The organism is Arthrobacter sp. NPDC056886, assembly GCF_042788715.1.
Classification (GTDB): domain Bacteria; phylum Actinomycetota; class Actinomycetes; order Actinomycetales; family Micrococcaceae; genus Arthrobacter.
In genome coordinates this window covers 45654-60317 of the sequence record NZ_JBHUBT010000017.1, presented here as the reverse complement: position 1 = coordinate 60317, position 14664 = coordinate 45654, and the positions used below count along the sequence as shown (strand labels likewise).

The 14664-nt window shown below is 68.2% G+C and carries 10 protein-coding genes; 3 read left to right on the top strand and 7 right to left on the bottom strand.

Translation table 11 applies throughout. The features are described 5' to 3' along the window. Both ACFRJ8_RS22230 and ACFRJ8_RS22225 read left to right on the top strand, forming a co-directional pair. Positions 1-1420 (top strand): DUF222 domain-containing protein (locus tag ACFRJ8_RS22230; protein ID WP_377988529.1); only part of this gene is annotated, 1420 nt, incomplete at its 5' end. Positions 1421-1487: 67 nt separating this feature from the next. Continuing rightward, positions 1488-1769, top strand: coding sequence for a VOC family protein (locus ACFRJ8_RS22225; RefSeq protein WP_377988528.1), 282 nt, complete (start codon positions 1488-1490; stop codon positions 1767-1769). Between the two features lie 26 nt (positions 1770-1795). Here the strand turns inward: ACFRJ8_RS22225 and ACFRJ8_RS22220 are convergent, their stop codons facing one another. From ACFRJ8_RS22220 to ACFRJ8_RS22205, 4 genes are all read right to left on the bottom strand, one after another. Next, positions 1796-3559: a gamma-glutamyltransferase family protein gene (locus ACFRJ8_RS22220; protein WP_377988533.1), complete on the bottom strand. Its 1764-nt coding sequence runs from the start codon at positions 3557-3559 to the stop codon at positions 1796-1798. Between the two features lie 106 nt (positions 3560-3665). Continuing rightward, complete coding sequence (locus ACFRJ8_RS22215) at positions 3666-3803, bottom strand: hypothetical protein (protein ID WP_377988527.1); 138 nt, start codon at positions 3801-3803, stop codon at positions 3666-3668. Between the two features lies 1 nt (position 3804). Beyond that, entirely contained in the window at positions 3805-5199 is a 1395-nt protein-coding gene (locus tag ACFRJ8_RS22210) for an OFA family MFS transporter (RefSeq protein WP_377988532.1), read from the bottom strand. Positions 5200-5413: 214 nt separating this feature from the next. Then, on the bottom strand, positions 5414-8011 hold the full coding sequence (locus ACFRJ8_RS22205) for a Tex family protein (RefSeq protein WP_377988526.1): 2598 nt from the start codon (positions 8009-8011) through the stop codon (positions 5414-5416). 146 nt (positions 8012-8157) lie between these two features. Here ACFRJ8_RS22205 and ACFRJ8_RS22200 point away from each other — a divergent pair, with 146 nt between their 5' ends. Continuing rightward, positions 8158-11832 carry a TM0106 family RecB-like putative nuclease gene (locus tag ACFRJ8_RS22200; protein WP_377988525.1) on the top strand — a complete coding sequence of 1225 codons (3675 nt, stop codon included), beginning with the start codon at positions 8158-8160 and terminating at the stop codon, positions 11830-11832. 338 nt (positions 11833-12170) lie between these two features. Here ACFRJ8_RS22200 and ACFRJ8_RS22195 read toward each other — a convergent pair whose 3' ends face one another. The 3 genes from ACFRJ8_RS22195 to ACFRJ8_RS22185 form a co-directional block, all read right to left on the bottom strand. Then, positions 12171-12950, bottom strand: a complete 780-nt coding sequence (locus ACFRJ8_RS22195) for a triose-phosphate isomerase family protein (protein ID WP_377988524.1) — start codon at positions 12948-12950, stop codon at positions 12171-12173. Positions 12951-13010: 60 nt separating this feature from the next. Further along, positions 13011-14360 carry an MFS transporter gene (locus tag ACFRJ8_RS22190; protein WP_377988523.1) on the bottom strand — a complete coding sequence of 450 codons (1350 nt, stop codon included), beginning with the start codon at positions 14358-14360 and terminating at the stop codon, positions 13011-13013. A gap of 173 nt (positions 14361-14533) precedes the next feature. After that, positions 14534-14662, bottom strand: coding sequence for a hypothetical protein (locus tag ACFRJ8_RS22185; protein WP_377988522.1), 129 nt, complete (start codon positions 14660-14662; stop codon positions 14534-14536). Positions 14663-14664: the final 2 nt, after the last annotated feature.

The following is a 14664-nucleotide window of genomic DNA, read 5'->3' as shown; positions in this document are numbered from 1 at the left end:
GTGCGTCCCGGATGCCGCGGCCCGGATGGAGCACGCCCTGACCCGCACGGCCGCGGAGAACGACGCCGACTTCCTCGTCCGCGTCACCCGCAGCTGGGCCGACGCGCTGGACCAGGACGGCGCCGAACCCTCCGAGGAACTGCTCCGCCAGCTCCAGGGCGCCTTCATCCGCCGCCGCCGCCACGGCCTGCACCACCTCGAGATCTACGCGACCACCGAACAGTTCGAACACCTCCTCACCGTCATGAACACCGCCGCCAACCCCCGCACCGGCAACGGCGGACCCTCCCCGGCCGGAACCGGCGGCGGGACCGCGGCCGCGGGCGTTGGCCAGAGTGCTGCCGCCGGAGCCACTCCCGCCGGTGTCGGCTGGGCCGCAGACACAACGTCCGGTGCTGGGTGGACCGCAGACGCGGCCTCCGGGGAGGGGGCTGCCGCCGGAGCCACTGCCGCCGGCGACGGCTGGGCCGCCGACACGGCGTTCGGGGTCGGGTGGACCGCAGACACAGCAGAGGGTGATGGTTCGGTCAGTGCCACGGCCCACACTGAGGGTTCGGTCAGTGAAGCCGCCGCCCGGGTCTCGGCCTGCGTGTCTGGCGCTGCCGTCGCCGCCCCGATGCGCGCGGCCTCGCCGGCCGCGGACACCGATCCGGCGGGCGCGGGCGCGCCGGCGACCGTCCCCGCCCCGGAGGACCGGCCCGGCCCCGGTGATGGGGCTGACGCCGGGGGTGAGGACCCGGCGCTGCCGGCCCTGGATCTGCGTTCCCGGCCGCAGAAGCTGCTCGACGGGCTGGTCGGGGCGTGCAAGGCCGCCCTCGCCGGCGGAACCCTGCCGGCCGCCGGCGGGCTCCGTCCGCAGGTCATGGCCACCATCGACTACCGCGACCTGCTCACCCGGCTGCAGGACAGCGCCGGCGCCGCGGAAACCGCCGCCGCAGGCTTTAGCCAGCCACCGGGCCCGGCGGGCACCGGGTCGCTGCTGTTCACCGGCCCCGTCACCGCCTCCACCATCCGGAAGATCGCCTGCGACGCGGACATCATCCCGGTCCTCCTCGGCGGCGAGGGCCGGGTCCTGGACATCGGCCGGGCCTCCCGGGTCTTCCCGCCGCACATCCGCAAGGCCCTCACCGCGAGGGACCGGGGCTGCGCCTTCCCCGGCTGCACCATCCCCGCGCCGTGGTGCGAGGCCCACCACATCGACTACTGGTCCCGCGGCGGAACCACCGGAACCGAGAACGGGACCCTGCTCTGCTCCCATCACCACCACGTGATCCACAAGGAACACTGGAGAATCCGGCTCAAATCCGGGATCCCCTGGTTCATCCCGCCACCCCACCTCGACCCCCGCCAACACCCCAGACGCAACCACTACTTCCGCCCCACAGATCCAGTGGCCGCCGCGAGACAAGGGGCTGCATGACCCGACGCGGCACACCACCCGACCCGCCCGGACGCTCTACCGTGATGTCCTGGACCATCCCGGCCCCATGCTGTTCGGCGCCGCGGGCGGGTCCAGCATCGCCCTCAGCGAGATGCTTGACCGGATTCCGCCGCCCTACCCGATGATCAGCTTCATGGTGACGGGCATCGAGGAGATCGTTGATTCGCTGAAGGCCCGCGGCGCCAGCTTCCGGCCTCCGGTCGCGGCCAGGTTCGCAGGCGTGGAGGGAAAAGCCGTCGGCGACGTCATGGACTTCGGCCACGCCAAGTCAGCCTTCCTGAAAGATCCGGAAGGCAACGTGATCGCGCTCAACAAATTCATCGGCTGAACCTTCCCGCGGAATGAGGGCACCCGCTACCGGCCTGCAGCGTACCCTTGCGCACCACGCGGATTCGCGGCTGCCTGCAGGACCCCGGTCTCGGGATCTCGCACGACGGCGGACAGCCGCCCCAGCGCCCAATCGCCGGCCCGGGTGACGATGTGCCCCCGGCGCTCAAGGCCTTCGATGACGTCCTCCCCCAGCCGGTCCTCGACGACGGCGCCGCCCGGCTCCCAGGTGCGCGGCCAGAACGACCCGGGCATCGACGTCGTATGGAACGTCGGCGCGTCGATGGCCTGCTGTGGCGAGTACCCGCCCACGATGGTCCGCAACAGGTACGGCAACTGCCATTGGTCCTGCTGATCGCCGCCGGGCGAACCCAGCGCGGTCACGGCGTGGCCGTCCCGCAGCACGAGAGTTGGCGTCAAGGTGGTGCGCGGGCGTTTGCCCGGGGTCAGCGTGGACGGCGTGCCGGGCTCCAGCCAAGTCATTTGCAACCGGGTACCCAAGCAGAAACCCAGCTCCGGGATTGCCGGGGAGGACTGCAGCCAACCGCCGGACGGAGTGGCCGACACCATGTTGCCCCAGCGGTCCACGACATCGATGTGGCAGGTATCGCCGCGGGTCTCCCCCGCGGGTGTCACGGTGGGCTCGCCGACGCCGAGGCCGGCCGCGGCGGCCGCAGAGACATTCCCGGCGAGCGCCGGCGGCGTGTACTCGGTACGCAGCGGTGGCAGGTAGGGCTCCCGTCCGGGCACCGTGCCGGGCCGGAAGTCGTGGGACGCCCGGTCCGTGATCAAGGCCCGGCGGCTGGCGCAATAGTCAGGAGAAAGCAGGTAGTCCAGCGGGACGTCCGTGTCGCCGTAGTACGCCTCCCGGTCCGCGAGCGCAAGCTTCTGCGCCTCCAGAATGGTGTGCGCCCCCAGCTCAGTGGACGGATCAAGGTAACGGTCCTCGAATCCGGCCAGAATGGCGAGCGTCTGCAGCAGTGCCGGGCCCTGGCCCCAGGGTCCGGTCTTGGCGATGGTGTGGCCCCGGAACTCCACGGTGGCGGCCGTCTCATAGCCGGCTTCGAACCCGGCCAGATCCGCCAGGGCCAGCACCCCGCGGTGGTCGGTGCCCGAGGAGTGCCGGTGCGGGGCCTGGACCGAATCCACCATCGCGCGGGCCACAAAGCCCTCGCGCCACTCGTGCCGGGCCGCATCAATTCCTGCCTCGCGGGTAGAGGCCTTGACTCCGGCCTCCACGAGCCGTTCCAGTGTGCGGGCATAGGCCGGGTTCCACACCAGCTCACCTTCGGCAGGGATCCTTCCGCCGGGCATCCAGAGCTCAGCCGACGTGGGCCAATGCGTCTGGAACAGCGCAGCCACGGCCGCGATGGTGGTACCAACCCGGCCCAGCATCGGGTGACCGTCCCGTGCGTAGCCGATCGCGAAGTCCAGCACCGCGTCCAGCTCCCACGTCCCGTGGTCACGCAGCAGAAGGAGCCAGGCGTCGACGGCGGCAGGTACCGCGGCGGCCAGGGCTCCCGAGCCGGGAACGAGGTCCAGACCTTCGGCAACGTAGTGCTCCACGGTGGCCCCGGCCGGCGCGGGACCCTGTCCCATCAGGACAATTGGCTGGTCCGGCCGGTCCGCGGTGACGAAAATCCCGGTCATGTCTCCGCCGGGCCCGTTGAGGTGCGGCTCCACCACATGGAGCACGAACGCACCCGCCACCGCGGCGTCGAAGGCGTTGCCGCCGCGCTCCAGCACCGCCTGGGCGGCCGCCGTCGAGAGCCAGTGCGTGGACGCGCTCATCCCGAAGGTGCCTTGCAGCGTGGGGCGGGTGGTGAACACCTCCGGGTGCGTGAACGGCACCCCCGCCGATCGTGGGCGGTCCCCGGACACTTCTGCAACCACGGTGTCAGCCAAACAGGGCCGCCACGCGGGTCAGGGTCTCGTAGACGCCGTAGGCGAGCGGCACCCCGACGAGTGCCCAGGCGATGACCAATTTTCCGGTGGACGGTGTCACTGGTGTCACCGAACTCTGTGCAGTGCTCATTTCAGGCCTCCAAGGCAGGTTCTTCGGACCGGACGCGGCCGGCGCGGGGTTCGTGGAAGCGCGCGTTTACCGGCGAGACCAGCAGATTCGCCACGAAACCGACAATCAGCAACCCCACCATGGTCAGCAGGGCCGGCTGGTAGGACGCGGCGTTGAGCGCGCCGGGCTTGCCTTGCGCGTCCAGGAAAGCATTGACGATCAGCGGACCCGCGACGCCGGCCGCGGACCAGGCCGTCAGGAGTCGGCCGTGGATGGCGCCGACCTGGAACGTGCCGAAGAGGTCGCGCAGGTAGGCGGGGACGGTCGCGAACCCGCCGCCGTAGAAGGAGATGATGACGAACGCGAGGGCCACGTAGAGGATGGTCGACGTCGACCCGGCCAAGGCCAGCACGGTGTAGAGCAGCGCACCGACGCCGAGGTACACCATGTAGATGCGTTTGCGTCCGGTAACATCGGAGGTGGCGGACCAGGCAAAGCGGCCCGACATGTTGCCGATCGACAGGAGCCCCACGAAGCCGGCCGCCACAGCAGCGCTGACCATCGAAGTGCCGTCGGGCTGACGGAAGAAGTCCTGGATCATTGGGGCGGCCTGTTCAAGGATGCCGATGCCTGCCGTGACATTGCAGAACAGGGCGATCCACACGAGCCAGAACTGTCTGGTTTTAACCGCGTTCCTGGCGGAGACGTTTTCCGTGGTGACCAGGGAGGCAGACTTGACCTTTGCGGGGTCGAAGCCCGCAGGCTTCCAGCCCTCAGCCGGGACTTTGATGGTGAAGGCGCCGAACATCATGTAGGCCAGATAGATCACGGCGAGGGTCAGGAAGAGCTTGCCCACGGACTCGCCGCTGGCCACCCAGCCCTTGGCACCGGAGTTGGGATCGTACATCTTGAGCAGCGCCGTGGAGACCGGGCTGGCAATCAGTGCGCCGCCGCCGAACCCCATGATGGCCATGCCGGTGGCCAGTCCGGGCCGGTCGGGGAACCATTTGATCAGGGTGGAGACCGGGGAGATGTAGCCGATACCCAGGCCAATGCCGCCGACTACGCCGTAGCCGAGGTAGACGAGCCAGAGTTGGTGGCTGAAGATGCCCAGGGAACCGATCAGGAAGCCGCTGGCCCAGAACGCGGCGGAAGTGAACATCGCCTTGCGGGGTCCGTTCTTGTCCACCCAGGTGCCCATGATGGCGGCCGAAAGTCCCAGCATCACGATCGCGATGGAGAAAATCACGCCGATCTCGGTCAGGCTGGCGCCGAAGTGCTTCACCAACGCGGTCTTGTAGACGCTGGTCGCGTAAGCCTGGCCGATGCACAGGTGCACGGCGAGCGCTGCTGGGGGTACGAGCCACCGGTTGAATCCCGGCGGGGCGATGGTTCGTTCGCGGTCCAGCCAGCCCATGAGTGCTCCCCTGCTCGTCAACGACATCGGTGTCTTGCACATTGGAGCGACGGTCCTCTGCCAGGGCCTCTGACCGAGCTTCCGGCAGAGGACCGTTGCCTCCGGCAATCATGGTGCAAATCGTCAGCAAGCGTACTACTTATGCGCCAAGCGGTAGGAAATCCGCGATAAACGGTAAGTGCGATCCGACGTCGGCGTCCGCGGTCGCGGGGAACTACTTGCCCAGGCCGGCCTGTCGGAGCGCCTCCGCCATCGCCGTGTTGACGGGCGGCGCCGTGGGCGTCGCCTTTTGCTGCTGCCGGGCCTGCGTTCGGCGGGCGGGCGCCGGCTTCCCGGACTGCTGCTTGGACGGCGTCTGCGACGCCGACTGCCGCGGTCGTTCCGCCCCCGAGTCCCTAAGTCCGCCAGCTCCGCGTCCGCCGGAGGCCACACGATCCCCCCGTCCGCCGGCCGCACGTTCCGTGGAGGCCGCACGTCCCGCGGGGGCTCCCGGTTCGTCGTCGAGCCTTAACGTCAGTGAAATGCGCTTCCGCTCCGGGTCCGCTTCCAGCACCTTGACCCGGACCACCTGCCCGGATTTGACCACCTCACGGGGATCGGAGACGAACCGATTGGCCAGTGCGGACACGTGCACGAGCCCGTCCTGGTGCACCCCGACGTCGACGAACGCGCCGAACGCCGCCACGTTGGTCACGGTCCCCTCCAGCACCATGCCCGGCCTCAGGTCCGAGATCTTCTCGATGCCTTCCGAGAACGCTGCCGCCGCGAAGGCCGGACGCGGGTCGCGGCCCGGCTTCTCGAGCTCGGCGATGATGTCCTGAACGGTGGGCAGGCCGAAGGAGCCGTCCACGAAGTCCTGCGGGTTCAGCGCCGCGTAGCTTCCCGCCGCCGGCGTCTTCCCTGCCGCCGCCTTGATTTTCCGGGCCACCGGGTAGGCCTCCGGGTGCACGCTGGAGGCATCCAGCGGCTCCGCTCCCCCGGTGATCCGCAGGAAGCCGGCGCACTGCTCAAACGCCTTGGCGCCCAGCCGCGGGACCTTCTTCAGTTCGCTGCGCTTGTTGAAGGGTCCGTGTTCGTTCCGGTACGCCACGATGTTCTCGCTCAGCAGCGGCCCGACGCCGGCCACCCGGCTCAGCAGGGCGGGCGAGGCGGTGTTGACGTCCACGCCCACCGCGTTCACGCAGTCCTCGACGACGGCGTCCAGGCTGCGGTCAAGTTTCGCGGCCGTGACGTCGTGCTGGTACTGCCCGACGCCGATCGACTTCGGCTCGATCTTCACCAGCTCCGCCAGCGGGTCCTGCAGCCGCCGGGCGATCGAGACCGCGCCGCGCAGGGATACGTCCATGCCCGGCAGCTCGGCCGCGGCGAGCGCCGACGCCGAATACACCGACGCCCCGGCCTCGGACACCACGATCTTCTGCGGTTTGTTTTCTGACCCGACCGCGAGCTGTTTCAGCAGTTCGGCGGCGAGCTTGTCCGTCTCCCGGGACGCGGTGCCGTTGCCGATCGCGACGAGTTCCACGCCGTGCTTCTTGGCCAGGCCCACGAGGGTCCGCAGCGCCTCGTCCCACTTCCGGGCCGGGGCGTGCGGGTAGACGGTGTCCGTCGCGACCACTTTGCCGGTGCCATCCACCACCGCGACCTTGACGCCGGTGCGCAGTCCCGGGTCCAGGCCCAGCGTGGCGCGGTTCCCGGCCGGGGCGGCGAGCAGCACGTCGCGCAGGTTGGCGGCGAACACGCGCACGGCTTCGTCCTCGGCGGCGGCGAACATCCGGCTCCGCAGATCAGCTGTCAGCCGGGCCAGCACGCGTGAGCGCCAGGCCAGCTGCGCGGTCTGCAGCAGCCAGGCATCGGCGGGCCGGCCGCGGTCGGCAACCCCGAGGAACCTGGCCACAGCGGCTTCGTACCGGCCGCGCGCGGCGGTCAGGGCGGCGTCGTCGTCCGGTTCAGCCTCGGCGAGGTCCAGCTCCAGCGCCCCGTCTTTCTCGCCGCGCAGCAGTGCCAGGACGCGGTGCGAGGGCATTCCGGCCGGCTGCTGGGAGAACTCGAAGTAGTCCTTGAACTTCTGGCCCTCGGCTTCCTTGCCCTTCTTCACGCGAGACACCATCCGGCCCTGGGTCCACAGCCGCTCCCGGAGGGTTTCGGCCAGATCGGCATCCTGGGCGACGCGTTCCACCAGGATGGAGCGGGCGCCGGCGAGCGCCGCGGCCGGGTCCCCGATCGAGTGTTCGGCATTGAGGTACTTGGCGGCTTCGCGGTCCGGATCCAGTTCCGGGCGCTTGAGCAGGGCGTCGGCGAGCGGTTCCAGTCCGGCTTCGCGGGCGATCTGCGCCTTGGTGCGCCGCTTGGTTTTGAACGGGAGGTAGATGTCCTCCAGCCGCGATTTGGTGTCGGCGCCGACGACGGCGGCCTGCAGTTCCGGGGTCAGCGCACCCTGGGCGGCGATCGCTTCGAGGATGGTCCGGCGTCGGTCCTCGAGCTCGCGCAGGTAGCGCAGCCGCTCCTCCAGCTCGCGGAGCTGGGTATCGTCCAGCGTTCCGGTTGCTTCCTTCCGGTAGCGGGCGATGAACGGCACGGTGGACCCGGCGTCGAGCAGGTCCACGGCGGCCTTGACCTGCCAGGCCTGGACGCCGAGTTCGCCGGCGATCTGGGCGGCGATGCCGGACTCCTGCGTGCGCGGCGTGCTGGCCCTTGGGGAACCTGTCTGCGGCGACGGACCGGTCTTCGGCGACGGGGCGGTCTTCGGAGCCGGACCGGAGGCGGGCGAGGCGGGTGGGACAGGGCGCTGCGGGAGTTGGGTCACCCAAACCATTTTGCCCTACGCCGCGAATGAGGGGGCGGCCCGAAAGTGTCGGGTTAGATTGTCGGAGGGCTTTGGTAGCTTGGCAATGGGACCATCAATGGCAGCGGATCTTATTAACGGACCTAGTTCAACCGGAGCCAATCAACGGGGGCACAGTGTTTTTTCTTGAACCGGAAGTAGCCGGTACAGCGCAGGACCTGATCTTCTCCGCGAGCGACCTCGTCACGGCCGCCAGTTGCGAGTACCAGCTGCTCCGGAAGCTCGACGAAAAGCTGGGCCGCTCCCCCAAGGCTGTCTTCGAAGCCGATGAGATGCTCCAGCACGCGGCCAAGCTGGGTGACGTCCACGAGCACCGCGTGCTGGACTCCTTCGTCGACGAGTTTGGCGTGTGGGATCCGGCCACCGGACGCGGCGTGTACGACGTCGTCCCGGCTGAAGCCATGGACCGCGGCACTCTACTGGCCAAGCATTCCGAGTCCATTGAAGCCCTGCGCTCGGGCGCCGACGTCGTGTTCCAGGCGGCTTTTTTCGACGGCCAGTTCCATGGCCGCTCCGACTTCCTGGTCCGGCAGGCCGACGGCAGCTATGCCGTGTTCGACACCAAGCTGGCGCGCCACGCGAAGGTGACGGCGCTTCTTCAGCTGGCGGCCTACGGCGACCAGCTGCTGAAGGCCGGGATTACACCGGACCCGGCCGTGACCCTGGTCCTCGGCGCCACCGTCCCGCTGCCCGGCGGAGGATTCGACTACGTCCGCAGCCACCACAAACTCGCAGAAATCCTGCCGGTCTTCCGCGAGCGGCGGGACCGCTTCCTGGCTTTGACGTCCTCGCATCTGGCGCAGCCCGGCGCAGTTCAGTGGGGCGCAGTTCAGTGGGGTGCTGCCGGAATCACCGCGTGCGGCCGCTGCGACTATTGCCAGGAGCAGGTCACGGCCACCGACGACCTTCTGCTCGTCGCCCGAATGAATTCGGCACAGCGCAAGAAACTGCACGCCGACGGCATCTATTCGGTCAGTGACTTGGCGCGGGCCAGCCTTCCGAAGGCGAACGCAGCGCTCCTGCGCCTGCAGGCCCAGGCCCGGATGCAAAGCGGCATCGGCGGAGACGATGGCGGTGTCCGGTACGTCAAGGACGGTGAGGAACACTCGCTCCGCTACGCGGTCATTCCGGAAAACACGCTGCCCGAGCTTCCCCCGCCGAGCGACGGCGACATTTTCTTCGACTTCGAGGGCGATCCGCTGTGGCAGGAAAAGGCCACCGGAGTCTGGGGACTGGAGTACCTGTTCGGCGTCATCGAGGCACCGACGGGACACGGCCTCCCCGGGGTTTTCAGGCCATTCTGGGCGCATAGCCGGGAAGCGGAGAAGCAGGCCTTCCTCGATTTCCTCGACTACGTGGAGAAGCGCCGGCGGGACTACCCGGACATGCACGTCTACCATTACGCCGCCTATGAGAAGACGGCGCTCCGGAAACTTTCCGTCATGCACGTTGCCGGCGAAGACACCGTGGACGGCTGGCTGCGCGACGGGCTCTTGGTGGACCTGTACCAGACCGTCCGGAACAGCATCCGGATCTCGGAGAACTCTTACAGCATCAAGAAACTTGAGCCGCTCTACATGGGGACGAATCTGCGCTCCGGGGAAGTGAAGGACGCCGGTGCCTCCGTGGTGGCGTACGCCCACTACTGCGACGCCCGTGACAACGAGCGGCCCGATGAGGCGGCCACAATCCTCGCAGGAATCTCCGACTACAACGAATACGACTGCCTCTCCACGCTGGAGCTCCGGAATTGGCTCCTGGGCTTGGCGCAGGAGCGCGGAATCAAGCCGGGTGGCGACGGTGCGGTCGGATGCGACGGCGCGTCCGACGCCGCGCTCAAGCCGGTGGACGTCAGCGCGGGCCCCGGGCCGGCTTTAGCTGGGCCGGACCCGCTGGAACTGTCGCTGGCCGAAGTGGACCTGCTGGAAGTGGCGCTGGCCGAACTGGCGGGTCCCGGCGTCGGGCTGTCCGAGGACGACCGGAAGGCGGTCTCAATGCTGGCGGCAGCAGTCAGCTATCACCGTCGGGAGCGCAAGGCGTTCTGGTGGGCACACTTCGACCGTTGCGAGAACGGCCCCGACACCCATCACCAGCAGGACCGCAACGTCTTTCTCGTCGAGGACGCCGAGGTCCTTGAGGACTGGTGGAAAGACGGCGCCAAGAATCCGGAGCGGAGGGTGAAGCTCATCGGCACGGTGAGCCCCGGCTCGGACCTGCGCGAGGGCAGCACGTGGTTCCGCATGTATGAGCCGCCGCTTCCGGCCGGGCTCGAGGGCACAGGCATCAACGGGACCGGGCGCAACGGCTGGTTCGGCACCGAGGTTCTGGAGCTGGGCCACGAAGACGGCAAGGACACCGTCATCATCCGGGACAAGCTCCGCAAGAACATCGACCCCTACAACCAGGTCCCCGTCGCGCTGACCGAAGACCAACCCATCCAGACCAAGAGCCTCGAGGAGGCGCTGGCGGCCCTGGCCGCCGAGGTCACCTCGGCGCTGCAGGCCAAGCCGTCCGCGTTCCCGCATCACCCGGCCCTGGATCTGGTCCGGCGGGTTCCGCCCCGGCTTGCCTCCGGGGCACCGCTGCCCGCGCCCGGTGAGGGACCGGACCGTTACATCGACGCCATCACCGCGGCCGTTGCGGCCCTGGACCACTCCTATGTGGCGGTGCAGGGTCCCCCCGGGACCGGTAAGACGCATGTGGGCTCTCACGTGATCGCCCGGCTCGTGGCCCGCGGCTGGAAAGTCGGCGTCGTCGGCCAGTCCCATGCGGTGGTGGAGAACCTGCTGAAGACGGCGGTGACCAAGGCCGGCGTCGATCCTTCCGTGGTCGCCAAGGACGTGAAGCACGCGGAGCCGCTTCCCTGGCAGCAGCGGTCGGCGCAGGATGTGGCACGCCTGCTGGCCTCGCCCGGCGGGGCGCTGATCGGCGGAACGGCGTGGACCATGACGGGAGCAAATGTTCCGGCCGGATCGCTGGATCTGCTGGTGATTGATGAGGCCGGGCAGTTCTCCTTGGCTAACACCCTTGCCGTGGCCCAGGCCAGCAGCCGGCTGCTGTTGCTCGGCGATCCGCAGCAACTGCCGCAGGTCAGCCAGGGCGCACACCCCGAACCCGTGGACGAGTCGGCTCTGGGCTGGGTCTCCGCCGGTCATGCCACGCTTCCGCCGCAGCTTGGCTATTTCCTGGCCGACTCGTGGCGTATGACCTCGGAGCTTTGCCGGGCCGTGTCCGAGCTCTCCTATGAGGGCAAGCTGCGCTCCGCACCGGCCGCTGACCTCCGGCGGCTCGATGGTGTGCCGGCCGGAATTGAGACCGTCATGGTGGAGCACAGCGGCAACATCACGTCGTCGGCCGAGGAGGCCGCGGAAGTGGTCCGTCAAGTGAATCGGCATCTGGGGCTGAGCTGGCATTCGGAGGCGGGCACCCGCCCGCTCGACGCCGCCGACATCCTGGTGGTGGCGGCCTACAACGCCCAGGTCAACGTGATCCGCGACGCTCTGGACACCGCGGATCTCGCTGGCGTAAGGGTAGGAACGGTGGACAAGTTCCAAGGCCAGGAAGCGGCCGTGGTGATCGTGTCCATGGCATGTTCAGCGGTGGCCGAGGCTCCTCGGGGCATGGAGTTCCTGCTCTCGCGGAACCGGATCAATGTGGCGGTCTCCCGCGGGCAGTGGCGGGCAGTGATCGTCCGCGCGCCGGAACTCACAAACTACCTGCCCACACATCCGGAGGGCATGGAACAGCTGGGCGGCTTCATCGGCCTGTGCCAGCGGTCGGTGGCTTCCTGAGCTTCGCCCGCCGGCCCGCGGGACATGCCCATTCTTAGAGTCTTGCAGCAGGCACAATGGGCTCCCGCCCACGGTTCAAGACCAAACGCTGGACATGTCCCACGGCGGTTCATCACCAGCCCGCGGGACATGCCCATTCTTAGGCTCACCCAGCGGACACAACGGCATTCTGCCCACTGTTCACGGCCAAGGATGGACATGTCCCACGCGGGTTCATCACCAGCCCGCAGGACATGCTCATTCTTCGGCTCCCCCAGCGGACACAACGGCATTCTGCCCACTATTCAGGACCAAGGCTGGACATGTCCCACGCGGGGTGCTCCCGGCGAGGGGAAACCTCAGGCCAGCAGGAGTGCTTCATCCAAGACGGCGCCGAAGTTCGCGGGGTCGTGCGCAAACCGGCCCAGGAACAGGCCCGAGACACCCTCAAGGGTTGGGAGCAGTCCGGGTTTGGCCGAGCCGCCGTAGATGACCGGCAAATCTGGCACGCCGGCGACGGCGAGCTGCGTCCGGAGCCGCTGGACGACGTCGGACACATACACGGCGGCGGCGGGCTCTGCCGCCCCGATGGCCCAGACGGGTTCGTACGCCAGAACCAAGCGGCCGGCGAGGTCCCAGTCGCCGTCGACGGCCGACTCGATCTGGCGGTACACAAAGTCCACGGCGGCGGATGGCTCCCCGCGCTCCGTCTCCCCCACACACAGCAGCGGCGTGAGCCCGGCGTCGTCCGCGGCCCGGACCTTGAGGGCCACCATGGCATCGTCCTCGTGGAAGTGCCGCCGGCGTTCGGCATGGCCGATCTCCACGAGCCGGACGCCGAGTTCGGCGAGCATGGACGGGGCAACCTCCCCGGTCCAGGGCCCGTCCGCCCAGCCGCAGTTCTGCGCCCCGAGCAGCAGTGGCGTGCCGGCCAGGAGCCGGGCTGCCTCGGGCAGGACGGGGAAGGAAGGAATGACAAACGGGACAACCCGCCCGGCCGCGAGGGCCGGACGGGTGTCCACTTCGTGCCGCAGCCGCTCCAACCAGTCGAGGCTGTCCCGGTAGCCGAGGTACATCTTGGTGCTGACCCCCACCAGGATCTGGTCGCTGAAGGTCTGGCTGCCGGGAATCTGCTGCATTTGTTGGTGCTTTCTGCTGGATCCAGTTGATGGACGCTGGAAGCCGGGGGCTGGGAGGCCTTACTGCTCCAGCAGCTCGTCGGCCTTGTTCTTGAAGCGGCGGGTCGCGAACATCATCGCCGCTGCCAGGAACGGTAGCACTCCGAGCGCGTAGACGCCCATGGTCCCGGTGTCCGAGGCCGTGATCTGGTTGACCGAGGTCCGCAGGATCGGGGCGACGAAGCCGCCGAGGTTGCCGAGGGAGTTGATCAGGCCGATTCCCGCGGCCGCGGCCGTTCCGGTGAGGAACGCCGTCGGGTAGGACCAGGCGATGGGGCCGATGGAAAGGAACGAGCACACGGCCAGGGTGATGAAGATGATGCCCAGTGCCGGAATGTGGTTTGCGCCTGCCCACGCGGAGCCGAAGATGCAGAGCCCGGTGGAGATGAACAGCCCGGTGCCCCAGACCCGGCGGCGGACCACCGTGTTGGCGGCCTTGCCGATGAAGTAGCAGGCGAAGATGCCGAAGAACCACGGGATGGCTGCCATCAGTCCGACGGCGATGCCCACCTTCTGCCCGGTCAGCTGGGCGACCTGCTGCGGCAGGTAGAAGGTGACGCCGTAGACGGCGATCTGCAGGCAGAAGTAGATGATGGTGAAGTACCAGACCTTGCCGTTCTTCATGGCGGCCAGGACGCCGCGGGGGCCGGACTCTTCCTTGACGGTGTCCTCGAGCGCCATGACTTCCAGGAGCGCATTCTTCTCGTCCTTATTCAGGAACTTGGCGTCCTGCGGGCTGTTGATCAGGAAGAAGTACGCGGCGATGCCCGCGATGACCGCCAGCATGCCTTCGACGAAGAACATGACCTGCCAGCCCTGGACGCCGGGGACCTGGTCGCCAATGTTGATAAGCCAGCCCGAAAGCGGGGCACCCAGCATCTGGGAGAACGGCTGGGCCAGGTAGAAGATGGCGAACATCTTGACGCGGACCTTGTTCGGGAACCAGGCCGCCAGGAACATGATGACGCCGGGGAACAGCCCAGCCTCGGTGACGCCCAGCAGGAACCGCAGGATGATGAAGGAGGTCTCGCCCTGGACGAACGCGAAGCAGGCGGAGACGATGCCCCACGTGATGGCGATGCGGGCCAGCCAGACCTTCGCCCCGAACTTGGTCAGGAGCAAGTTGCTCGGGATCTCGAACAGGGCGTAACCGATGAAGAAGATCCCGGCGCCCAGGGCGAATGCGCCGGCACTAATACCCTTATCCACGCCCAGGGCGGCCTCGGAAAAGCCCACGTTGGTGCGGTCCAGGAAGGCCACCACGTACAGGATGACCAGCATGGGCATAAGTCGGCGAGAGGCCTTGGAGATGGCCGATTTAAGGACCGGTGTCTCCAGTAGGTCCCGGGTGGACGTTGTTGTTACGGACATCAAAAACTCCTCTTCGAGCAATCAGTGGTGTAACTCAGTGGGTGAATCAGGTGCGTGGAGAGCGGCCGGATTCCGGCCAAGTTAGGCCGGCCCAGCCAAGTTAGGCCGGACGCGGCCAAGCCTGCCCGGCCAACTGGGCCAGGCAGGCGAGGGCCGGATCCGGCCGGGGACTTCTAGCGCGAAAAAACCATCATCAGAACGCCGGCCACGCAGGCCAGGATCCCGACGGCGAGGTAGATCTTCCGTCCCTTGCTCCAGGCTGCGAATCCGGAGGCGGCGGTGGTTTGGCTGTGTTGTGCCACGG

What these genes read in the sequence shown, in the direction of transcription:
- ACFRJ8_RS22225 (WP_377988528.1), top strand. Translation starts at nt 1,488, where the DNA reads ATGCTGTTCGGCGCCGCGGGCGGGTCCAGCATCGCCCTCAGCGAGATG.
- ACFRJ8_RS22210 (WP_377988532.1), bottom strand. Translation starts at nt 5,199, where the DNA reads ATGGGCTGGCTGGACCGCGAACGAACCATCGCCCCGCCGGGATTCAAC.
- ACFRJ8_RS22220 (WP_377988533.1), bottom strand. Translation starts at nt 3,559, where the DNA reads ATGAGCGCGTCCACGCACTGGCTCTCGACGGCGGCCGCCCAGGCGGTG.
- ACFRJ8_RS22195 (WP_377988524.1), bottom strand. Translation starts at nt 12,950, where the DNA reads ATGCAGCAGATTCCCGGCAGCCAGACCTTCAGCGACCAGATCCTGGTG.
- ACFRJ8_RS22190 (WP_377988523.1), bottom strand. Translation starts at nt 14,360, where the DNA reads ATGTCCGTAACAACAACGTCCACCCGGGACCTACTGGAGACACCGGTC.
- ACFRJ8_RS22205 (WP_377988526.1), bottom strand. Translation starts at nt 8,011, where the DNA reads ATGGTTTGGGTGACCCAACTCCCGCAGCGCCCTGTCCCACCCGCCTCG.
- ACFRJ8_RS22215 (WP_377988527.1), bottom strand. Translation starts at nt 3,803, where the DNA reads ATGAGCACTGCACAGAGTTCGGTGACACCAGTGACACCGTCCACCGGA.